General features: G+C 44.0%; 18 protein-coding genes. 11 read left to right on the forward strand and 7 right to left on the reverse strand.

Annotation, left to right across the window (positions count from 1 at the left end; translation table 11 throughout):
- Positions 1-43 precede the first annotated feature (43 nt).
- The 3 genes from DPF90_RS08920 to argE form a co-directional block, all read right to left on the reverse strand.
- Complete coding sequence (locus tag DPF90_RS08920; RefSeq protein ID WP_114785986.1) at positions 44-583, reverse strand: PadR family transcriptional regulator; 540 nt, start codon at positions 581-583, stop codon at positions 44-46.
- Positions 584-977: 394 nt separating this feature from the next.
- Positions 978-3,611 carry a phosphoenolpyruvate carboxylase gene (gene ppc / locus DPF90_RS08925; RefSeq protein ID WP_114785987.1) on the reverse strand — a complete coding sequence of 878 codons (2,634 nt, stop codon included), beginning with the start codon at positions 3,609-3,611 and terminating at the stop codon, positions 978-980.
- 204 nt (positions 3,612-3,815) lie between these two features.
- Positions 3,816-4,952, reverse strand: coding sequence for an acetylornithine deacetylase (gene argE, locus DPF90_RS08930; RefSeq protein WP_114785988.1), 1,137 nt, complete (start codon positions 4,950-4,952; stop codon positions 3,816-3,818).
- Between the two features lie 154 nt (positions 4,953-5,106).
- Here argE and argC point away from each other — a divergent pair, with 154 nt between their 5' ends.
- From argC to argH, 4 genes are all read left to right on the forward strand, one after another.
- Complete coding sequence (gene argC / locus DPF90_RS08935; protein ID WP_114786022.1) at positions 5,107-6,111, forward strand: N-acetyl-gamma-glutamyl-phosphate reductase; 1,005 nt, start codon at positions 5,107-5,109, stop codon at positions 6,109-6,111.
- Between the two features lie 23 nt (positions 6,112-6,134).
- A complete protein-coding gene (gene argB / locus DPF90_RS08940) occupies positions 6,135-6,929 on the forward strand; it encodes an acetylglutamate kinase (RefSeq protein ID WP_114785989.1) in 795 nt (264 codons plus the stop codon).
- A 59-nt stretch (positions 6,930-6,988) separates the two neighbouring features.
- Positions 6,989-8,203, forward strand: coding sequence for an argininosuccinate synthase (locus tag DPF90_RS08945; RefSeq protein ID WP_114785990.1), 1,215 nt, complete (start codon positions 6,989-6,991; stop codon positions 8,201-8,203).
- 237 nt (positions 8,204-8,440) lie between these two features.
- On the forward strand, positions 8,441-10,315 hold the full coding sequence (gene argH / locus DPF90_RS08950) for an argininosuccinate lyase (protein WP_114785991.1): 1,875 nt from the start codon (positions 8,441-8,443) through the stop codon (positions 10,313-10,315).
- A 171-nt stretch (positions 10,316-10,486) separates the two neighbouring features.
- On the opposite strand, the gene DPF90_RS08955 is transcribed toward argH, so the two are convergent.
- From DPF90_RS08955 to DPF90_RS08965, 3 genes are all read right to left on the reverse strand, one after another.
- Positions 10,487-10,744 carry a DUF3624 domain-containing protein gene (locus DPF90_RS08955; protein WP_114785992.1) on the reverse strand — a complete coding sequence of 86 codons (258 nt, stop codon included), beginning with the start codon at positions 10,742-10,744 and terminating at the stop codon, positions 10,487-10,489.
- 137 nt (positions 10,745-10,881) lie between these two features.
- A complete protein-coding gene (locus DPF90_RS08960) occupies positions 10,882-12,354 on the reverse strand; it encodes a dihydrolipoyl dehydrogenase (RefSeq protein ID WP_114785993.1) in 1,473 nt (490 codons plus the stop codon).
- A gap of 120 nt (positions 12,355-12,474) precedes the next feature.
- Complete coding sequence (locus tag DPF90_RS08965) at positions 12,475-13,203, reverse strand: glutathione peroxidase (RefSeq protein WP_114785994.1); 729 nt, start codon at positions 13,201-13,203, stop codon at positions 12,475-12,477.
- 151 nt (positions 13,204-13,354) lie between these two features.
- On the opposite strand from DPF90_RS08965, the gene oxyR reads away from it, so the two are divergent.
- Positions 13,355-14,245: a DNA-binding transcriptional regulator OxyR gene (gene oxyR, locus DPF90_RS08970; RefSeq protein ID WP_114786023.1), complete on the forward strand. Its 891-nt coding sequence runs from the start codon at positions 13,355-13,357 to the stop codon at positions 14,243-14,245.
- A gap of 81 nt (positions 14,246-14,326) precedes the next feature.
- Here the strand turns inward: oxyR and DPF90_RS08975 are convergent, their stop codons facing one another.
- Positions 14,327-16,852 carry a penicillin-binding protein 1A gene (locus DPF90_RS08975; protein WP_114785995.1) on the reverse strand — a complete coding sequence of 842 codons (2,526 nt, stop codon included), beginning with the start codon at positions 16,850-16,852 and terminating at the stop codon, positions 14,327-14,329.
- Between the two features lie 141 nt (positions 16,853-16,993).
- On the opposite strand from DPF90_RS08975, the gene pilM reads away from it, so the two are divergent.
- The 6 genes from pilM (at position 16,994) to aroK (ending at position 21,674) form a co-directional block, all read left to right on the forward strand.
- Positions 16,994-17,917 (forward strand): pilus assembly protein PilM, encoded by a 924-nt coding sequence (gene pilM, locus DPF90_RS08980; protein ID WP_114785996.1) that lies wholly within the window; start codon positions 16,994-16,996, stop codon positions 17,915-17,917.
- A complete protein-coding gene (locus DPF90_RS08985) occupies positions 17,907-18,464 on the forward strand; it encodes a PilN domain-containing protein (protein ID WP_114785997.1) in 558 nt (185 codons plus the stop codon). Before pilM ends, DPF90_RS08985 begins: the two co-directional genes overlap by 11 nt.
- Entirely contained in the window at positions 18,457-19,041 is a 585-nt protein-coding gene (gene pilO / locus DPF90_RS08990; RefSeq protein ID WP_162814005.1) for a type 4a pilus biogenesis protein PilO, read from the forward strand. Before DPF90_RS08985 ends, pilO begins: the two co-directional genes overlap by 8 nt.
- Complete coding sequence (locus DPF90_RS08995; RefSeq protein WP_162814006.1) at positions 19,025-19,543, forward strand: pilus assembly protein PilP; 519 nt, start codon at positions 19,025-19,027, stop codon at positions 19,541-19,543. Before pilO ends, DPF90_RS08995 begins: the two co-directional genes overlap by 17 nt.
- Before the next feature lie 10 nt (positions 19,544-19,553).
- Positions 19,554-20,912, forward strand: a complete 1,359-nt coding sequence (locus tag DPF90_RS09000) for a type IV pilus secretin PilQ (protein ID WP_114786000.1) — start codon at positions 19,554-19,556, stop codon at positions 20,910-20,912.
- 243 nt (positions 20,913-21,155) lie between these two features.
- A complete protein-coding gene (gene aroK / locus DPF90_RS09005; RefSeq protein WP_114786001.1) occupies positions 21,156-21,674 on the forward strand; it encodes a shikimate kinase AroK in 519 nt (172 codons plus the stop codon).
- Positions 21,675-21,683 lie beyond the last annotated feature (9 nt).

Here is a 21,683-nt window from a genome sequence, read left to right on the forward strand (position 1 = left end):
CGATAAAAAAGGTTGGTGCTATGCCAACCTTTTTTGATCTTGCTTATGCCAGAGCTGTCAGCTCTGCAAGTACTTCTTCTGCCCACTCTACCCAAGCTTGGCGCACGAGTAGGTTGCGACGAAGTGTTAAGCGCTCAAGACGCTGCTGTTTGTCGAGAGTTGCAGGTTTAGAATAGTAAGCGCTTTCAATCTCTTTGTAATGCGAGACAAGCTTACGAGATTCCTCGACCAGCTCAGCAAGTTGTTGATGGTAAGGTGCAGAGGGCTGCACAGCGCATGCCATCAATTTAGCACAGAACTCATCGCGAACGGTTGGATGAGCTGTTGGTTGATCGAACCATTCTCCGAGTGCGACTCGTCCCGCATCTGTGATTGAATATACTTTGCGGTCGGGTTTGCCTTCTTGGGGCTCAAGTACGCAAGTAACGAGTTTGTTCTGAGCCATTTTGTTGAGCTCACGATAAACCTGTTGATGACTTGCTTTCCAAAAGTAGCCAATGGTGGCTGAAAATTCTTTGGTGATATCATATCCAGTGGCATCGCGTGTGCTTAGAACTGTTAGGATAACGTGTGGTAATGACATGTCTTTAATCCAAATGGTCAAATAAATACTAATAACTGCTTTGCTACTGTTGTGCTTCTTTGGCACTTATCATCAGTAGAGACACAAGCAGCGCCAACAATGTTGGCCATGTCACCTTAAAAGCCGTTTTATCACCTAGAGCGATCTGTAATTTTATTATTCATCGCAAAGGAGAAGTATTATATCTAAATAATAAGCATAAAGTAGAATAGAAGGGCCGATAATGGTAAAAAACTGATAATTAACTCAATAAATCATTTTATCAGCATAATATTCTAAACTTTTACTTTTTTAGTTTTTCTTTTGGTTTTTTGTTTTTATGTATTTGGTGTTTTTAGCATCAGATGCATTGGGGCTGTCGATTAAATCAGCCCCAAATCATAGTTCACTGCGACTATCCAGTGTTGCGCATTCCGGCTGCTATGCCCGCAATGGTTACCATTAAAGCCTCCTCTAGTTCAGGAGAAGCCGAGCTATTTTGGCGATTGCGGTACAGTAACTCCGCTTGGAGCATATTGAGAGGCTCAACATAGATGTTGCGTAAGCGGATGGACTCTTGCCCCCAAGGATCGCTTTGCATTAAATTTTCATTGTTTTCAACATTTAATACCGCTTTAATGTCCTTACTCAGCTGCTGGCGTAATTGTTCACCTAAAGGTTGCAATTTTTCTTCAACCAATCGTTCATCGTAATAGCGAGCGATCTCTAAATTACATTTGGCGTAGACCATTTCCAGCATACCAAGGCGAGTAGAAAAAAATGGCCACTCGCGACACATTTCTTCCAATAGAGTTTGATGTCCTTTGTCGACAGAATGTTGAATCGCTTCACCAGCACCTAGCCAAGCAGGCAGGACTAAGCGGTTCTGACTCCAAGAAAATATCCAAGGTATTGCACGTAGGCTCTCGACACCTCCGTTTGGGTTGCGTTTTGCCGGGCGAGATCCAAGCGGTAATTTGCCTAACTCAAGTTCTGGTGTTGCTTGACGAAAATATGGCACGAAGTCAGGCTTACCTCGAACGATATTTCTATACGCCTCACAACTGACTTTAGACAGAAGATTCATCTGATCACGCCATGCTTTCTTCGGCTCAGGTGGCGGCAGTAAGTTAGCCTCTAAAATTGCGCTTGCATAAAGATTAAAGCTATTTACTGCAACCTCTGGAAGTCCGAGTTTAAAGCGGATCATTTCACCTTGCTCAGTGACTCTTAATCCTCCTTTTAAGCTTTTAGGAGGCTGTGATAGCAGAGCTGCATGGGCTGGAGCACCGCCACGTCCAATAGTTCCCCCTCGGCCATGGAATAAGGTCAGTTCAACGCCTTCTTCTTCTGCAACTTTGACCAATGATTCCATGGCGTGATATTGGGCCCAACCAGCAGACATGACGCCAGCATCTTTTGCTGAGTCCGAATAGCCTATCATGACCATTTGATGGTTTTGGATAAAACCTCGGTATAAATCAATTCCCATGAGCTGTTTGACAACCGACTCAGCATTATTGAGGTCATCAAGTGTTTCAAACAGCGGGCATACATCCATACGGTAGGGGCAACCTGCTTCTTGAAGTAATAAATGCACCGCGAGCACATCTGATGCCGTGCGAGCCATGGAAATCACATAGGCGCCAAATGCTTCACGTGGCTGAGTAGCGATGATTTTGCACGTATCAAGTACTTCTTGTACCGCTTCAGAAGGTTGCCAATCTCTTGGTAGCAAAGGTCTTTTAGAAGATAGCTCATTGGTTAGAAAAGCGATTTTATCTTGCTCGTTCCAATGATTGTAATCTCCAATCCCCAGATAGCGGGTTAATTCTGATAATGCATCTGAGTGGCGTGTACTTTCTTGGCGAATATCCAAACGAACCAAATGAACCCCAAAGGCTTTGATGCGGCGCAGTGTATCCAGTAGAGAACCTTCGGCGATAATTCCCATACCGCATTGATGTAATGACTGATAGCAGGCATACAGAGGATCCCAAAGCTGCTCCACTTTTTGCAGCGGCGCTTTAATAGCAATTTTTTGGCCTTTGATTTTTCCATCAAGGATGGCCTTGGTGTCGGTGAGTAGCGAACGAAGCTGTTTAAGAATGGCGCGATAAGGTTCATGTTCATCTTCACCAGCCAGTGAGCGCACAGCCTCATTGCAGCGCGTCATTGAAAGCTCACTGATTAATTCATTGATGTCATTGAGGTAGAGATCGGCTGCTTTCCAGCGAGATAGCAGCATGACTTCACGAGTAATGGTGTGTGTGACAAACGGATTACCGTCTCGGTCTCCCCCCATCCATGATGAAAAGTGAACGGGTCTCGCATCAATCGGCAAGCCCTCTTGCAAATATTCACGTACTTTCCCGTCTAATTCACGCAGAAAGTCTGGCACGGCCTCCCATAGTGAGTTCTCGACCACGGCGAAACCCCATTTGGCTTCATCAAGGGGAGTAGGGCGCTGCTGACGTATCGTATCTGAGTGCCACCCCTGCGCGATTAATTGCTCAAGCCGGCGTTCGGTTTTTAACCGCTCTTTACTGGAAAGTTCATTGAGATCGAGCTTTGATAAACACTTATTAATTTTGACCAGCTTGTTGATCATGGTGCGACGTGTGATTTCTGTTGGATGCGCTGTGAGCACCAGTTCTATATTGAGATCACGAATAGCTTGTGCGGTATCTAGTTGACTAATACCATTTTGGTTGAGTTTTGAAAACAAAGCTTTAATAGCATCGGGTTCACTGACGTCTGTGTCACAGTGGCGAGAAATGGTGTGATATTGCTCTGCCATGTTGGTGAGGTTAAGAAATTGATTAAAGGCGTGAGCAACAGGGGTAAGTTGGTCGTCAGGTAGGTTTTTTATTTCTTCTATTAAGCTTTCTCTATCTGATTTATTGCCGGAGAGAGCAGATTTTGAAAGCTTACGAATGGTTTCTACTTTTTCCAGAAGGGCATCACCATGAGCATCTTTGATGGTATTACCCAATAAATGCCCCAGCATGCTCACATTGCTTCTGAGAGCAGAGTATTTTTCGTTCATTATTATCCTACCTTGTAAAAAAATTACATCCATTGTTCTTTGTTGAATAGACAATCTAGCGAAAAATATCAATGAGAGTCAAATACTCTTGCATAGTAGTGCAAAGGTTAGCCTCAGCTAGCTAACTTCAGCATTAGGCCGCTTTTGCCCAATACTGAAATTTTATTACAAACTATGGCCAGTGAAACTACTGCCCAAATTAAACTAGAAACAATATTTATGCATTGCTTTGGAGAGCACGTCTATGGTTGGTTCGATAAACTCAAAGCCAAGATACTCATCGGGTTGGTGCGCTTGTTCTATTGAACCTGGGCCGAGGACAAGTGTTGGGCAAAGCTGCTGCAAGAAAGGCGCTTCAGTGCAATAGTTAACGGTTTCGCTGTCTGTTCCAGATATCTCTTCCATACCCTTGATAAATGGATGGTTGTGCTGACATTCATAACCTGGGATAGGCTCATGAAGTGCGGTGATTTCAATTTTTCCGGGCCATTTTAATTCAACTTCCTTTAACGCACTGCGTAGCATGTTATCCAAGCTGTCTAGGCTAATTCCAGGTAAAGGGCGTACGTCGTAGTGCAGCTCACAACAGCCACAGATACGATTAGCACTATCCCCTCCATGTATATGACCAAGGTTGAGCGTGGGGCTCGGGATCGCAAATCCTGGGTGGTGATAATCCTTAATCAGTCTGTCGCGCAGTTGCATCATGGCAAATAAAATTTCATGCATAATCTCAATCGCATTAACACCAAGAGCCGGATCAGATGAATGGCCTGATTTGCCCGTTACCCGGATAGAGTTAGCCATATGTCCTTTGTGGCCACGGATTGGCACTAGGCTGGTAGGCTCACCAATAATACAGTAATCAGGTTCAATAGGACTGTTATCAGTAAAATGCCGTGCACCGAGCATGGTTGTTTCTTCATCACATGTTGCCAGCACATATAAGGGCTTGGTTTGCTTGCTCCAGTCAACTTTTTTTACCGCTTCATAAATGAATGCGAAAAAGCCTTTCATGTCAGCAGTGCCGAGCCCATAAAAGCGATTGTCAGCTTGGGTCAGTTTATGTGGGTCGAAATTCCAACGCCCTTGGTCAAAAGGAACCGTATCGCTATGACCAGCAAGTAGCAGTCCACCCTCGCCCGTTCCCTTTTTAGCCAGTAGGTTGAATTTTCCTGCCGAGACTTTGATTACGTCAGTTTCAAAGCCGAGTGATTGCATCCACGAGTCTAGTTTTTCAATCACATGTGCGTTTCCCTGATCCCAACTTGGATCAGTCGAACTGATTGATGAGGTGGATATCAGGCCTTGATAGACCTCGATAAAACTGGGTAGTTGCATAATTTAGTTTCGCTTTGCCTGTTGACATAAATGATTAATGAAGGTAAAAACATAATAAATCAATTTAAATGAATAAAAAACCGATATTGTTGGTTATTTTAAGATTTATAATCATTAGTAACTGTAATTTTTAAAGGTAAGTCGGATGTTCGATATACTCAAAACCACAATTATTGGTGCCAGCGGTTATACAGGGGCTGAGCTCGCCCTAATGGTGCATAAACACCCTCAGCTTACATTATCGGGTTTGTATGTTTCAGCCAAGAGTGTAGACGCAGGTAAATGTATTTCCCAATTGCATGGCAAGCTATCAGGTGTGGTGAATCACACAGTAGAAGCTTTGCACGATCCTGAGCTCGTGGCTGCTCAAAGTGATGTGGTATTTCTGGCAACCGATCACCAAGTCAGTCATGATTTAGCACCTATTTTCCTTGCCAAAGGTTGCCAAGTTTTTGATTTGTCAGGTGCATTTAGAGTTAAGCAAGAAGGTTTTTATGAGCAATTTTATGGCTTTGAGCATCAGCATCAAAATTGGTTAGAGACTGCGGCTTACGGTCTGGCGGAGTGGAACAGCAATAGCATTAAGCGAGCTCAGTTGATTGCTGTGCCAGGGTGCTATCCCACAGCTTCACAGCTTGCGATAAAGCCGTTGGTTGAGGCGAATCTTTTAGATGTTAGGCAGTGGCCAGTAATTAACGCAACCAGCGGTGTGTCAGGAGCTGGTCGTAAAGCATCCATGGCCAATAGCTATTGTGAAGTTAGTTTGAAGCCTTACGGCGTATTTTCTCATCGTCACCAACCTGAGATTGCGACCCACCTTTGTACCGACGTTATATTTACTCCTCATCTTGGTAACTTTAAACGCGGTATTTTAGCAACAATCACCATGAAGCTAGCTCAAGGTGTGACTCAAGAATGCGTCGAAAAGGCGTTTCAAATCGCCTACCAAGATAAACCTGCGATGCGCTTACTATCTGCAGAATTACCCAGTATTCAGAATGTGGAGAATTCGCCATTTTGCGATATCGGCTGGAAGGTTCAGGGCGAACACATCATTGTCGTTTCTGCGATAGATAACTTACTTAAGGGTGCTTCGAGCCAAGCGATGCAATGCCTCAATATCCACTATGGATTTGCAGAATTAACTGCCCTTGTATAAACAAGCAGGCAAAAGGAAAAGTAATGACAGAGAACAAACAAACTCCATTAGTGATAAAGCTCGGCGGTGCTGCCTTGTCGTGTTCTAAGACATTGAGTCAGGTTTTTGGTGCGATTGCAGATTATCAAAGTTCGGTTCAGCGACCGATCGTCATTGTCCACGGAGGCGGCTACTTGGTGGATGAACTTATGGACAAGTTACAGCTGGAAACAGTCAAAAAAAATGGCTTGCGGGTAACGCCCTATGAACAAATCCCTTTGATTACAGGCGCTTTGGCTGGGACCGCGAACAAGATGTTGCAAGGCCAAGCGATTAAAGATGGCTTGAATGCGATTGGTTTAAGTCTTGCCGATGGTGGTTTGTGTCAGGTTGAAGAGTTGGATCCCGAGCTTGGCGCAGTTGGGGCAGCGACACCGGGAAGCTCAACCCTATTGCAAGCGGTTCTCGATAGTGGCGCTTTACCCATTATTAGCTCGATTGGCATCACGGCGAATGGACAAATGATGAATGTCAATGCTGATCAGGCAGCCGTCGCGGTTGCTGGAGCCTTGGACGCTGATCTTGTATTGCTATCGGATGTGAGCGGTGTGCTTGATGGTAAAGGGCATCTTATAAATAGCCTTGATGATAAAGAAGCTCAAAGCCTTATCAATGGCCATGTGATCACCGATGGCATGATTGTCAAAGTTCAGGCTGCATTGGAAGCTGCCAATACGCTCGGACGCTCTATTGAGGTAGCCACTTGGCGCTATCCAGAGAAGCTCGCGCAGCTATTTGCTGGGGAAAGTATTGGCACCCAGTTTTTACCGAATAATTAAAGAATGATCGACAGCACTGACCGCCATGTGCAGGGCTGAAATTTTGGAGAGAAGCAGAAATGAGTAAAGTAAAAGTCAGTAAAGTTGTTGTCGCATACTCTGGCGGTCTTGATACCTCGGTAATTATCCCGTGGCTTAAAGAAAACTATGATTGTGAAGTGGTCGCTTTTGTTGCTGATGTGGGACAAGGCGCTGAAGAGTTAGAGGGTATTGAAGCAAAAGCCAAAGCATCTGGGGCATCTGAATGTTATGTTGCTGATCTTAAAGAAGCCATGGTTGCGGATTACATCTATCCAACCTTAAAAACAGGGGCTTGTTATGAAGGCAAATATTTACTTGGCACTTCAATGGCTCGTCCTATCATTGCAAAAGCGCAGGTAGAGGTTGCACGCAAAGTGGGTGCGGATGCTTTGTGTCATGGATGTACTGGCAAGGGTAACGATCAAGTGCGTTTTGAAGGTGCATTTGCAGCCTTAGCTCCCGATCTGCATGTTATTGCTCCGTGGCGAGAATGGGATCTTGTTAGTCGTGAAGAGTGTCTTGATTACCTTGCTGAGCGTAATATCCCATGTACCGCTTCTCTAACTAAAATCTATTCAAGAGATGCGAATGCTTGGCATATCTCAACGGAAGGTGGCGTACTTGAAGATACTTGGAATCAGCCCAATGAGGATTGCTGGGTCTGGACTGTTGCCCCTGAACAAGCGCCAAACGAAGCCGAGTATGTCACCTTAAAAGTTGAGAAAGGTGAAGTTGTATGCGTCGATGGTGAAAATATGACGCCATACAATACGCTTGTTTACTTGAATCAAAAAGGGGCCAAGCATGGTATTGGCCGCATTGATATTGTCGAAAACCGTTTGGTTGGCATGAAGTCTCGCGGCTGTTATGAGACCCCTGGGGGCACCATAATGATGGAAGCTCTGCGTGCGGTGGAGCAATTGGTGCTTGATAAAACCGCGTTTGAATTCCGCGAAGAGCTCGGGGTAAAAGCTTCACATCTAGTATATGACGGCCGTTGGTTTACGCCTTTATGCAAATCAATTTTGGCAGCATCAGAAGAATTGGCTCAGGATGTCAATGGAGAAGTGGTGATCAAACTGTATAAAGGCCAAGCCACTGTAACGCAGAAACGTTCTCAAAACAGCTTATACTGTGAAGAGTTTGCAACTTTTGGTGAGGATGAAGTGTATGATCAGAGTCATGCTGAGGGCTTTATTCGCCTTTATTCTTTGTCCAGTCGGATTCGCACACTTAAACATCAGAATAAGTAATAGCAGATAATTAAAACGAGCCCATTTGCTTTGCGAATGGGCTTTTTTGTTTACTTTATCTCAGCTCAAAATAAATTGACTTGAATAAATATGTATAAATAATGAATTTATACTTTATTTTTTGCTCGAATTGCCGTAACTTTGCAGAATATGATTAAAACTGGGTAGAACCCAGATTGATGTAGAAAACGAAGCTGTTCATCGAGCAAATGAGCACTGGTAATCAGGAGAGACGCAATGGCATTATGGGGCGGAAGATTTACCCAAGCAGCAGACACAAGATTCAAGGAATTTAACGATTCATTGCGCTTTGACTACCGATTGGCAGAGCAAGATATTGTTGGCTCTATTGCTTGGTCTAAAGCATTGTTATCTGTCGGTGTTTTATCTGACCAAGAGCAACAAAAGCTAGAGTTAGCCTTGAATGAGCTAAAACTGGCGGTTATGGAAGATCCGCATCAGATCCTAAGTTCTGATGCAGAAGATATCCACTCTTGGGTTGAGCAGCAGTTAATTGGCAAGGTCGGAGACCTAGGCAAAAAGCTTCATACCGGCCGTTCTCGTAATGATCAGGTGGCGACTGACCTCAAATTATGGTGTCGTCAACAAGGCCAGCAGCTACTTATGGCTTTGGATCGTCTGCAATCACAAATGGTTTCTGTGGCTAAGGTGCACCAAGCGACCGTGTTGCCTGGTTACACGCATCTGCAACGTGCTCAGCCTGTCACTTTTGCACACTGGTGCCTGACTTATGTGGAAATGTTTGAAAGAGACTATTCACGCCTGCAGGATGCGATTAAACGCTTAGATACCTGCCCTCTAGGTTCTGGCGCGTTAGCTGGAACTGCGTATCCGATTGACAGGGAAAAACTGGCTCACAACTTAGGTTTTCATCGTGCAACTCGTAATTCACTTGATTCAGTATCTGATCGTGATCACGTGATGGAGCTGATGTCAGTGGCTTCTATTTCTATGCTGCACTTGTCTCGCCTAGCCGAGGATATGATCTTTTATAATTCTGGTGAGTCCAACTTTATTGAGCTTGCAGATACAGTAACCTCAGGCTCATCTTTGATGCCACAAAAGAAGAACCCAGATGCATTGGAGTTGATCCGTGGTAAGACTGGCCGCGTTTACGGTTCACTCGCTGGCATGATGATGACAGTGAAAGCGCTTCCGCTTGCTTACAACAAGGACATGCAAGAAGATAAGGAAGGGCTGTTTGACGCTTTAGATACTTGGAACGATTGCATGGAGATGGCTGCTATGTGTTTTGATGGGATAAAAGTTAACGAGCAGCGCACGTTAGAAGCGGCTAAACAAGGGTATGCGAATGCGACTGAGTTGGCGGATTATCTCGTAGCTAAAGGTATTCCGTTTCGCGAGGCTCACCATATTGTTGGTGTTGCTGTCGTTGGCGCAATTGCTAAAGGATGTGCACTTGAAGAGTTATCAATCTCAGAGCTGAAGGAATTTTCCCCTGTCATCGAAGATGACGTCTATGAGATCTTAACCATCGATTCATGTTTGGAAAAACGCAGTGCGTTAGGCGGAGTATCACCAAAGCAGGTTGCTCATGCCGTTGAACAAGCTGAAGGTCGTTTGATTGCCCGTGATGCCTACGCTGTGAATGTTCGTCCGGCGCGTTTGACGGATATAGAATCTTTGGAAGGTATGGTGGCGTATTGGGCAAACATGGGAGAGAACCTGCCACGTTCTCGCAGCGAGTTGATTCGTGATATTGGGTCATTTGCGGTAGCCGAGCATCACGGTGAAGTGACAGGATGTGCTTCTCTTTATGTGTATGACTCAGGATTGGCAGAAATACGTTCATTAGGTGTTGAGGCTGGCTGGCAGGGCCAAGGCCAAGGAAGTGCGATTGTGCATTACTTGGTTGAGAAAGCGCGCCAGATGGCGATTAAGAAAGTATTTGTCCTGACCCGAACCCCAGAGTTCTTTATGAAGATACAATTTTTGCCAACCTCTAAATCTTTGTTACCTGAAAAAGTCCTGAAAGACTGCGAGCAGTGTCCTCGTCAGCATGCATGTGATGAAGTCGCGCTGGAGATTAACCTAGTTGAGAACTCGATAGCGCGAGCGAATGTTGCATAATAAGTCGCGTAGTTTTTAAAAAGATCAAAAAAGATCGTATTTTTGTGGAACCTTATCGAAAAAGCAGGGTCTATTAAAATACCACTGCTTTTTCTTAGAATTATCTAAGAGAGCCCCAAGGCCGAAATTGGTTTTGGGGCTTTTTTTCGCTTATTGCTTTAAAAAATGAGCTCAAGTTTTGATGTTAAATTTGCTTCTTCGCCAAGGAAGAATAACAAAGCGCATCCAGAGATGAAGAAAAAGTAGGGAGTGAAAAGCAAACCCTGCCACAAGTATTGAGATGGATTCGATGGATGTAGGGCTGTGCTGTCCTAGATACCACCAGAGTATCCAAGTTATTGTCGAAAGACAGGCAAGCTGGATCATGCAGCGCTGACATCGCCCCACCTTTTTCCAAAACCAAGGTTTCTCGCAGTATTTGCACGCCATAGAGTAGATTGCTTACCAGTTTCACTTAAATCATGTGTTAGCTTAGTTGAAAGCGATCTTTGAGTAAATTCTTACCGGTATAAGATAAAAATAAAGCGAGCCATGTGGCTCGCTAAAAAGTACTTACTATGTGAGTTTTAACAACCGGGTCCACAGTCAAGGCAGTGCTTAATCATTTCTGGCCCTAGGTGCAGTTTCGCATTGAGATCACGTAACGCAGTTCTAACACCTTCTTCTATTACTGGGTGGTAAAAGGGCATATCCAGCATTTCGGATATTGTCATTTTGTTTTGGTGTGCCCAAGCGAGTAGATGGGCTAAATGTTCTGCGTTTGGCCCAATCATCTCTGCTCCAAGGAAGCGTCCCGTCCCTTGTTCACCATAAACATGCAATAGACCTTTATTCCGCAGCATGACTCGCGATCGGCCTTGATTTTCAAAAGATACCGCACCGGTTGCAAAGCAGCCGCAGTTTCCTAGCCGAGTTTCAAGCTGCTTGAAACTTTCTCCTACCATAGCGATTTGTGGGTCGGAGAACACAGCCGAAATGGATGAGCGGCGAAGTCCTGCGCGGATGTCTGGGTAGCGTCCGGCGTTATCGCCTGCTATGCGTCCTTGATCGGCGGCTTCGTGTAACAAAGGGATTTGGTTACTTGCATCACCTGCAATAAATATATTGTCTGCCGAGGTTTGCAGTGTGTAGTGGTCAGCCGTAGGCACTCCACGTTCATCTAACTCAACGGATGTACTTTTGAGTCCAAGCTTATCTACATTAGGTCGACGACCTGTTGCGGCAAGAACGTAATCGACGATAAAGGTCTCAAGTTCACCATCATGGTTGATAAATTGGATTTCAACTTTATCTTCGTTCGAACCATCGGAAGCTGAAATACGCTTCATTTGTTCGACTTTGACGTTGGCATCCAAATAAAACTCTTGTTTAAATGCTTTATCAGCATAGCTCATCACTTCTGGGTCAGTCAGTGGACCAACTTGGCCGCCGAGACCAAACAACTTAATCTCAACACCGAGGCGGTGTAAAGCTTGGCCAAGCTCCAATCCAATAACACCAGGACCAAATACAGCAACAGACTTAGGTAAGTCATCCCAGTCAAAAACATCATCGTTAATGACTAGGCGATCTCCCAGCTCATTCCAAACATTTGGATAAGCAGGTCGAGAACCCGTTGCAATTACAATACGCTTGGCGGTTACTTGAGTGTGTCCATCTATATTTAGCGTGTTGTTATCAACAAACTGAGCGTAACCGACAATTTTGTCTTGGGCGGGTATTTCATCGACCCCTTCCAGGACAAAGCCAACGAAACGATCGCGTTCTCTTTTGACCCTGTCCATCACTTCACGGCCATTGATAGTAATATTGCCTTGTGGATGGATGCCAAACTGCGGTGCTTTCTCAATTTGGTGCACGCTTTCGGCAGCTGCTATCAGTAGTTTTGATGGCATGCAGCCGACTCTGGCGCAAGTGGTGCCGTATGGACCACCTTCAATCATAACCACGCTTGAGGTATGCGCTTTAGCAGCACGATAGGCACCTAAACCAGCAGTTCCACCTCCAATCACTGCAACATCGACATTGAGCTGTTTCATTTTAAATTCCTGTCAGATAAACCACCGAAGCAACTTATTGCTTCGGTGATGATATTGAGTACCGCGCTTGGCACTGGAGCTCAGAGCGCAACAGTAGTGAGGTATAACCCCAATAAATTGTTAGCCTAGGTAAGATTCGAGCTCTTCACTGCCACCTATATGTTTTCCACCAATGAACACTTGTGGTACGGTTGCGCGACCTGAGATAGCACGTAAGCTGACCGTAGTAGCATCTTTGCCCAAGATAACTTCTTCGTATTGAAGATTATGGTCGATCAAACTCTGTTTTGCTTTAGCGCAGAAAGGACAGCCAGGTTTACTGAAAACAGTAATAGATTCTTGAGTCTTGTGATCAGGGGCAATGTAGCCAAGCATGGTATCTGCGTCAGAGACTTTGAATGGGTCGCCAGCCTCATTCGGTTCAATGAACATTTTTTCAACCACGCCATTTTTGACTAGCATACTATAGCGCCATGAGCGTTTGCCAAAGCCGAGGTCATTTTTCTCAACAAGCATTCCCATGCCATCAGTAAATTCGCCGTTACCATCAGGCAAGAAGGTGATATTGGTTGCTTCTTGATCGGCTTTCCAAGCATTCATTACAAAGGTGTCATTGACAGAAACACACAAAGTTTCATCTACACCATGCTCTTTGAACACTGAGAATAGCTCATTGTAGCGAGGCAGATGGCTAGAAGAACAAGTTGGAGTGAAGGCTCCTGGCAGACTAAATACAATCACAGTCTTGTCTTTAAAAATATCATCACTAGTGACGTTTACCCAAGCATCGCCTTGACGAGTTGGGAATGTGACTTGTGGTACTTCATGGCCTTCTTTCGATGTAAACATTACTGATTCCTTTGAAAAGATTAAAAATTGTATTAGCAGCTGACGTGCATGATGTCGATGGAGCTATTATTTGAAATTTACTTTGATAGCTCCAATCGTTAGATGCTATGGTATCGATAGGTTTTTTCTATTTTTGTGGGTAAATGAAAAAATGAATATCCGTGATTTCGAGTATTTGGTGGCTCTGGCAGAACATAATCATTTCCGTAAAGCCGCAGAAGCGTGCTTTGTCAGTCAACCGACCTTGAGTGGCCAAATTCGTAAATTGGAGGATGAGATAGGCACGGCCTTATTAGAGCGAAGCAGTCGGCGCGTTTTATTCACTGACGCTGGTCTTCAGTTGGTTGGGCAAGCAAAGCGAATTTTATCTGAGGTGAAAACCTTCCGTGATATGGCGAGCGGCCAAGGAAAAGCCATGACAGGCCCTATGCATATCGGTTTTATCCCAACCGTTGGCCCGTACTTACTGCCTAAAATCGTCCCTGTACTAAAAGAGCAATTTCCTGAGCTTGAATTGTTTTTACATGAGGCTCAGACCAATCAACTGGTTAAGCAGCTAGAAGATGGTAAGTTAGATTGTTTAGTTTTGGCTTCTGTAGCTGAAACCGAACCATTTAAGGAAATTGAAGTTTATGAAGAGCCACTAAGTATTGCTGTTCCTTGTGATCATCCGTGGGCAAAGCTAGATAAAGTCGATATGTTGGAGTTGAATGGTAAAACGGTATTAGCATTAGGAGATGGTCATTGCCTAAGAGATCAGGCTTTAGGCTTTTGTTTTGCTGCTGGAGCAAAAGATGATGAGCGTTTTAAAGCGACGAGCCTTGAAACATTGCGTAACATGGTAGCTGCAGGTGCGGGTATTACCTTGTTACCTGAATTATCTTTACCCAAAGAAAAATATAAAGATGGCGTTTGCTATGTAAAAGCGACAAACCCAGTGCCTTCTCGAAGCATTGTTGTCGCTTATCGCCCTGGCTCTCCACTACGAGCTCGTTTTGAACAATTAGCCGAAGCTATAAGACAGCAGTTAGAGAAGAAATAATCTCTTAGGCGTGAAAAGGTACAATCTTTTTAACGCGGCTTGTTGGAATACTCCCGATAGTGTTATATCGGGAGATATCACTTAGAAGAGTTCTTCGTTTTCTGCTGAGGTATAGATACTGTCTGTCACCTCATCGCTGACAAAGTCTTTTGGCTCTGTATCTTCCAGAAAATACTCAAACATCGAACTTGCATCAAACTTATTAGTCAATAAGCCCGAGTTACGATCGATTCTCACCCTGACAATATTGGCGGGAATTTCTTTTTCCTGAGATGGAACGCCAGCCAAAGCGACTTTCATAAAGTCGACCCAAGCGGGCTGGGCTGTTCTAGCGCCCGCTTCTACGCCCGAATTTTGATCTTTACCAAGATTGCTATTGGGTACAGTGCGGCCTAGCTTACGAGTATGATCGTCAAAGCCTACCCAAGAGATTGCCACCATACCGGGACCATAGCCATTATACCAAGTGTCCTTGGAATCGTTGGTTGTACCGGTTTTACCACCAATATCTCGGCGTTTGAGTGCTTGCGCTCTCCATCCAGTTCCGTTCCAGCCCGTACCTTCACTCCAGTTGCCTCCCCCCCAAATGTTGCTGTACATCATTTCTCGGACCAAAAATGCGGTTTGCTCTGAAATGACTTGAGGGGCATATTGGGCACTCTGCTCAACATCAATGGGATCAATATCCTGCTCTAAAAACTCATTGCTTTGCTCATCTGAGCCTTCAGAAAGGCATGAATCACGACAAATTATTTTAGGCTTCGCCTCAAACTCTAAATCACCAAAAGGGCCTTCGACTTTACTGATGTAATAGGGCTCGACATAGTAGCCACCGTTGGCAAATACCGAGTATCCTTGCGCCATCTTCATCGGAGTTAAACTGCCTGCGCCCAGCGCTATAGTCTCAGAGCGAGGTAACTGATCAATGTCAAAGCCAAAGCGAGTCAAATATTGGCGTGTTTCATCGAGTCCAACCTCTCGTAGCACTCGAACGGCCATGACATTTTTGGATTGAGCGAGGCCAATTCGTAAGCGGGTCGGTCCTATATATGTTGGCGGGGAGTTTTTCGGACGCCACGCTGTCCCTTGGCTTTTATCCCACTGGTTAATCGGGGCGTCGTTCACTAAGGTTGCGAGAGTTAACCCTTTATCTATAGCTGCGGAGTAAATAAAAGGTTTAATACTTGAGCCAACTTGTCTTACTGATTGAGTGGCACGATTAAACTTATTGTGGACAAAGTTGAATCCACCAATAAGAGAAAGAACAGCACCATTTTCAGGGTTCATTGCGACAAAGGCAGTATTCGCATTGGGTACTTGGCCCAGATGCCAGGTTGTACTTTGCTCGTGGTTATCAGTAAGTGTCTCTATTGGGCGCACCCAAATTTGTTCTCCTGCCGTAAGCACTTCAGTGGCTGAGCTTGGGGCAGGCCCTTGTCGCTCATCAGTCAAAAACTTACGAGCCCACTTGATACCGTCCCAATCTAGGGTTTGAGCGCCTTGATTTTTTACCCAAACTTTAGCTTGCTGAGTTGTGACACTGGTTACTACCGCAGGAGTAAGCTCACCGTATGTGGGAACTTTGGATAGTATCTTATCTATTTCTTGAGTGTTTAGTGGTGTCTGACCTTCTTGCCAAAGAACTTTTTCTGCACCTCGGTAGCCGTGTCTTTCATCGTAGGCAATTAAGTTGTTGATACTGGCCTCATTCGCGGCTGACTGCAGCTTAGAATCGACTGTAGTATAAACATTCATGCCTGAAGTATATGCTTCTTCTCCATATTGAGACACCATCCAAGCACGCGCGAGTTCGGCAACATAAGGTGCATTAAGCTCTATTTCTGCGCCGTGATAACGTGAAATAATGACCTCATTTCGTGCTTGGTCGTATTCGGCTTGAGTGATGTATTCTTCATTCAACATGCGCTGGAGAACGACATTTCTGCGGTTGGTTGCGCGCTCAATGGAGTAGATCGGGTTCATGGTCGAAGGTGCTTTTGGCATGCCTGCAAGAGTTGCAACTTCGCTCAGGGTGAGATCCTTTATATCTTTGCCAAAGTACGTTTGTGCTGCTGCGCCAAAACCATAAGAACGGTAACCCAAGAAAATCTTATTGACATACAACTCCATAATTTCTTGCTTACTGAGTAGTTGTTCAATGTGAATGGCAATAAAAATCTCTTTAATTTTACGCATAATCTTCTTCTCGTTTGAGAGGAAAAAATTACGTGCCAGCTGCTGAGTAATAGTACTTGCGCCCTGTTTTGCTGAGCCTGAAACGGCGACGACCAGTGCAGCACGGGTAATACCAATTGGATCAATGCCCGGGTGCTCGTAGAAGCGACTGTCTTCAGTTGCTATCAGTGCTTCGATTAGGTGAGGTGGAATTTCGTCATAAGTGACAGGTATACGTCGCTTTTCCCCAAACTGAGAGATGAGTTTGCCGTCTTGACTAAATATCTGCATAGGCGTTTGCAGTTTTACATCTCTTAATGTTGCAACATCGGGCAACTCAGGTTTGACATAAAGATAGAAACCAAAAATGGTTCCAATCCCAAGCAGTGTGCAAACCAATACGAAAATAAACAATCGCTTTATGAACTTCACCGGAGAATCCCTGATTAATTACGCTTACGTTATGCAAACTCTTACAGTTTAAGCTAAAAACGTAGCTCATATGTGTTTATGTTCCCACAAAATCAATGATTTAAATTAGTGGGTGACGCTAACCTGACGGAGCTGAGCTGCATGAGTCAATCATTCATTACAGGCGTTGATATTGGCCACAAGTCTATTAAAGCTGTGGTTTTAAAGCCCGGAAAAAACACTTGTAAACTTGTTGGTTGCTATCAAGTGTCGGTTGACGCGGACATTCTTACTGATAATGACAGGTCAAATTATCAAGAAATTGTAAAGAAACTCAAAGAACTAAGAAAGGCTTTACCATTATTTAGTCGTAAAGTTTGTCTTAGCATTCCAGATAATCTGGTAATAACTAAGCAATTACAGTTAGATAGTCGATTAAATCAAGATGAATCTCAATTAGCCATTAAGCAGGCATTCTCTGAGCATGCAGTGATAGAACCAAACCAACTCTACTTTGATTTTGTAGCTTTGCCCAGTCATAGCAACACTCATAACAGGGCTTATCAAGTATACGCAGCTCATAAACATAATATTGACGACTTGATGTCCGTTTGTGCTCAAGCAAGATTGAAACCTTTGTTCATTAACCCATGTTCATTCAATCTGATGCAAATTTGGCGAAGTGCGGTTGCTCACTATCAACAAGATAGCTGGTTACTTATTGAGTTAAATAGTTCCCAGTTGGCACTTTACTTTGAATCTGAGCTGCAAGGTTGTGTGTATCATGTGTTTGAGGCTGGCAGCACGAAAGTCACTCTGAGCAATGGGCTTAGAAGCTTATATCTGCATATACAGCTATTGAACATCAAGCCTGAAGGCGTATGGCTGACAGGTGAGTCTCGCTTGAATCCTGAGTTAGTACTTGAGTCAATTCCTGAGTGGAAGCTTACTTATATTGTTCTGCCTTTGTTGAAATTGGTGGAATCTAATATCAACAACCAACCCCTGTTCTCCGGTGAGTTTTCTCGAGCTTTAGGAGTGGCTTTTAGCGGTAAGCAATGGTTGGAGAGCCGTGATGACACATAACATCAACCTTGTCCCCTGGAGAGAGAGGCATCATAGAGAACAATTGCGCCGGCTGATCCTTAGTTTGTGTTTGGTTACTGCGTTGGGCATTTTTATCAGTCGTGAACTGACATATTACCTTGCATCACAAGTCGCCATTCAGCAGTTAAGGGTGTTGAAGCTGAATGAGCGAATTCAATGGCTTGAGCAAAGAAAAAAGCAAGTACATGCGCTGCGTCAGGATATAGACACAATTAAAGCTAACATTAGTCACTTGGCGAGATTAGATGCTAAGCGCTCTTATCCTCTTATTACGATGCAGACTCTAGCTGCGTTGATACCAGAAGACGTTTATTTCAATCATATTAGTTTGAGTGGTGCACGAGTTGACGTTCAAGGGGTTGCTACAACCGCGAAGGGGATTGACACGCTTCTTACTAATCTAAGTGAATCTTCTCAAACGCATTCGGTACTGATGTCAGAGCTGCGTTCTTATCAGCAAGATGCTCAGCTCGGCTATCAATCATTTTCGCTGCAATTTTCATTGGTTGAAGATGCTTATGATTGAGTCTGATTACTTTGCCTCTCTTTCGATTACTAAGCTTAGCCGAGTAGTCCAAGTCCGTTTGCTTGGTGGCTACCTAGCCTTTGTCTTAATGGTTGGTTTTTTGCTTTATATACGACCGCACATGGTTTTGCTCGACTCTTTGCTAAGTAAAGAGCGTCTATTAAAGCAAACGCTAGACTCAACCAGTAGCACTGTGTTGCCCTATAAAAAACTACAGAGTGAGCTAAGAGCACTGCAAAAAATGGACAATCGATTGAAGGAGCAATTATCGTCTCCTGCAAGGCTGCCAAAAGTGGTTAAAGATTTAAGCGCGTTAGCAGAACAAAATTCTTTGCAGATATCGAGCATTATTCAAATCGGTACAGTAAAAGCCAATCATAGGTTTAAACCAGAACTTGAAATTGAGCTTTATGGTGAGTATCGAGAACTCGTCGCCTTTTTTCATTTTGTCTCTAATGCCCCTTCTTTTATTCAGTTTAAAAGTGTTGATTGGACTAGACGTAAGGGTGATGGCCTGCGTATGAAGGGGACACTTACTCTTGGTATGGGGAGTTTTGAACTTGATAACAAGAGCTAAAATTGTTGCGTTGTTGTGTGGTTTTTTATGTGGCTGCAAAGCGAATCAAGAACCTTTGTTATTAGAAGTCAGTGATACACAGAGAGATGTATCTGAACCTATTAGTGACTTTGCGCAGCTGCATAGTGGCTTTTCCAAATATAGTTTGGATGCATCCTTTGAACTAAAACGCGATCCTTTTTCTATTCCAGAGTCGATTAATAAAGCCACCCGCTCAAGCAATCAATGCCCGCAGTCAGATAATTTTTCAAATCACAATTCGATCAACCTGCCATTGGATGATTTGAGATTAGCTGGGGTTGTCGGGCGGAAAACAGACTATATCGCTTTAATTGAGCTTCCTAGCGGGGAGGTAATAAGAGGAGTTATTGGACAGAGGATTGGTCTTGAACAGAACATAATAACCGACATTAGTTCAAAGGTACTCACGATAAGCCGATGGACTCTGGAGGATGGGCAATGTCAATTGGTAGCAGACACTAGATTGAAAATCTCACGTTAGGATTAACTAAATGGAGAAAAACAGAATTGGTAAAAGTTTGCCCTTATTAATTGGCTTATTTTTCTATTGTCAGTTTATCCACGCTGAGGAGCATTTTCCTTCTTATCAAGATAATATTCAAAAAGTGGATATCAGTGATCGCAGGCTATCGGTTAACTTTGAAGATATTCCTGTACGGAGCGCGTTGCAGCAAATAGCCGATTACAGCGACTTTAATATTGTGGTGTCTGATTCTGTATCTGGGTCTGTGACGTTGAGGATCAACGATGTTTACTGGTCGCAACTGCTCGATATGATTTTGTTGGTTAAGGGACTTGATAAGCGCCAGATTGGTAACGGTTTGTTGGTATTTAAAAAAACAGATGCAAACTTCATTGATGATGCTTTAGTGCCTGAACCGCAATCATTGCAGTCTGCAATTATTGCCATGCGTTTTGCCAATGCCACAGATATCGCAGCAATATTAGGAGATGATGCGGCAACCTCCATGCTGTCAGAGCACGGTGCTATTTCTGTAGATACAAGAACCAATGCGCTTTTGATTCGCGATAAAACCACTCATATTGAGGCGATGAAAGTCATTATCTCGGCACTTGATGTACCTGTAAAACAAGTACAAATAGAAGCGCGTATTGTGAGTTTGAGTGAAGGTGATGTTCAAGAACTGGGTGTTCGTTGGGGACTCAATACGATTAAGGGCAATTATACTCTTGGCGGTTCGATAGAAAATAATTTATCAAACATAAGCTTATATTCAGAGGGTGAATCCAGCATTGATGACTTCCTTAATGTTGATCTTTCAGTTGCATCTAACACTGCCTCGACAATTGCTTTTCAAGTCGCTAAATTGGGTGGTGGAGTCTTGCTTGATCTTGAGTTATCGGCGCTGCAAAGAGAATCAAGAGCTGAGGTTATTTCTAGCCCACGTTTGATTACTACCAACAAGCAAGCTGCGTACATAGAACAAGGTACAGAAATTCCTTATTTGGAAGCAGCTTCGAGCGGCGCTACCAGCGTTAACTTTAAAAAGGCGGTATTAAGCCTCAAGGTAACGCCTCAGATAACCGCCGATAATCGCTTAATCCTTGACCTGAAGGTTACGCAAGATAGGCCTGGTCAAGTTGTGAAAACAGGCACGGGTGAAGCTGTCGCTATAGATACTCAACGCATTGGTACTCAGGTGCTAGTTAATGATGGCGAGACGATAGTGTTGGGCGGCATTTATCAGCACAGTGTGTCAGATGCCGTTGATAAAGTGCCACTTTTGGGCGACATACCGTTATTGGGAGGGTTTTTTCGTCGGAGTTATCAGCAAATGGGTAAAAGTGAACTGCTTATTTTTGTCACACCGACTTTGATTATTCCGTAAGGCAATAGAGCAAATTAATAGGGTGTTAATTGCATGAAACTTAAGCACAAAAAATAATTATCCCCTAGCAAATCGAAAATGAGATGAAAATAAATTTGCAATAGTGTCACCTTACCTAGATAATTTCGGGTCTTATCACGAATTATCTGTGAGGAATTGGTGCCACAGGCATATCTCGGGCTGGATTTATCTGGCTTTCTTGTGGCGATGTCATTGAATTAACGTTGTAAATTACTGCTTAACATGGCTGAAAAACGCAATATTTTTCTTGTTGGACCTATGGGTGCTGGCAAAAGTACAATTGGTAGACATCTCGCTCAACAGCTTCATATGGAGTTTGTGGATTCGGATACCGTAATTGAAGAACGCACAGGTGCTGATATCGCTTGGGTATTTGACGTAGAAGGTGAAGACGGCTTTCGTGTGCGTGAAGAAAGGGTGATCAACGATCTGACCGAAGAGCAAGGTATTGTTCTGGCGACAGGTGGTGGTTCAATCAATAGCAGAGAAAACCGCAATCGTCTTTCTGCGCGCGGAATTGTTGTTTATCTGGAAACAACAATAGAGAAGCAACTTGCACGTACTAATCGTGACAAAAAACGTCCTTTATTACAGACGGATAACCCGCGAGATGTGCTAGAGTCGCTAGCTGGTGAACGTAACCCTCTTTATGAGGAAATTGCGGACTACACAGTGCGAACTGACGAGCAAAGTGCAAAAGTGGTAGCCAACCAGATTGTAAAAATGCTAGAAGAACGTTAATACGTTAAA

The sequence above is a fragment of the Vibrio tetraodonis genome (assembly GCF_003350295.1).
Taxonomy (GTDB): Bacteria; Pseudomonadota; Gammaproteobacteria; order Enterobacterales; family Vibrionaceae; genus Vibrio; species Vibrio tetraodonis.

Coding starts and splice junctions, on each gene's coding strand:
- DPF90_RS08920 (WP_114785986.1), bottom strand. CDS start 583: ATGTCATTACCACACGTTATCCTAACAGTTCTAAGCACACGCGATGCC.
- ppc (WP_114785987.1), bottom strand. CDS start 3,611: ATGAACGAAAAATACTCTGCTCTCAGAAGCAATGTGAGCATGCTGGGG.
- argE (WP_114785988.1), bottom strand. CDS start 4,952: ATGCAACTACCCAGTTTTATCGAGGTCTATCAAGGCCTGATATCCACC.
- argB (WP_114785989.1), top strand. CDS start 6,135: ATGACAGAGAACAAACAAACTCCATTAGTGATAAAGCTCGGCGGTGCT.
- DPF90_RS08945 (WP_114785990.1), top strand. CDS start 6,989: ATGAGTAAAGTAAAAGTCAGTAAAGTTGTTGTCGCATACTCTGGCGGT.
- argH (WP_114785991.1), top strand. CDS start 8,441: ATGGCATTATGGGGCGGAAGATTTACCCAAGCAGCAGACACAAGATTC.
- DPF90_RS08955 (WP_114785992.1), bottom strand. CDS start 10,744: ATGGCGTGCAAATACTGCGAGAAACCTTGGTTTTGGAAAAAGGTGGGG.
- DPF90_RS08960 (WP_114785993.1), bottom strand. CDS start 12,354: ATGAAACAGCTCAATGTCGATGTTGCAGTGATTGGAGGTGGAACTGCT.
- DPF90_RS08965 (WP_114785994.1), bottom strand. CDS start 13,203: ATGTTTACATCGAAAGAAGGCCATGAAGTACCACAAGTCACATTCCCA.
- oxyR (WP_114786023.1), top strand. CDS start 13,355: ATGAATATCCGTGATTTCGAGTATTTGGTGGCTCTGGCAGAACATAAT.
- pilM (WP_114785996.1), top strand. CDS start 16,994: ATGAGTCAATCATTCATTACAGGCGTTGATATTGGCCACAAGTCTATT.
- DPF90_RS08985 (WP_114785997.1), top strand. CDS start 17,907: ATGACACATAACATCAACCTTGTCCCCTGGAGAGAGAGGCATCATAGA.
- pilO (WP_162814005.1), top strand. CDS start 18,457: ATGATTGAGTCTGATTACTTTGCCTCTCTTTCGATTACTAAGCTTAGC.
- DPF90_RS09000 (WP_114786000.1), top strand. CDS start 19,554: ATGGAGAAAAACAGAATTGGTAAAAGTTTGCCCTTATTAATTGGCTTA.
- aroK (WP_114786001.1), top strand. CDS start 21,156: ATGGCTGAAAAACGCAATATTTTTCTTGTTGGACCTATGGGTGCTGGC.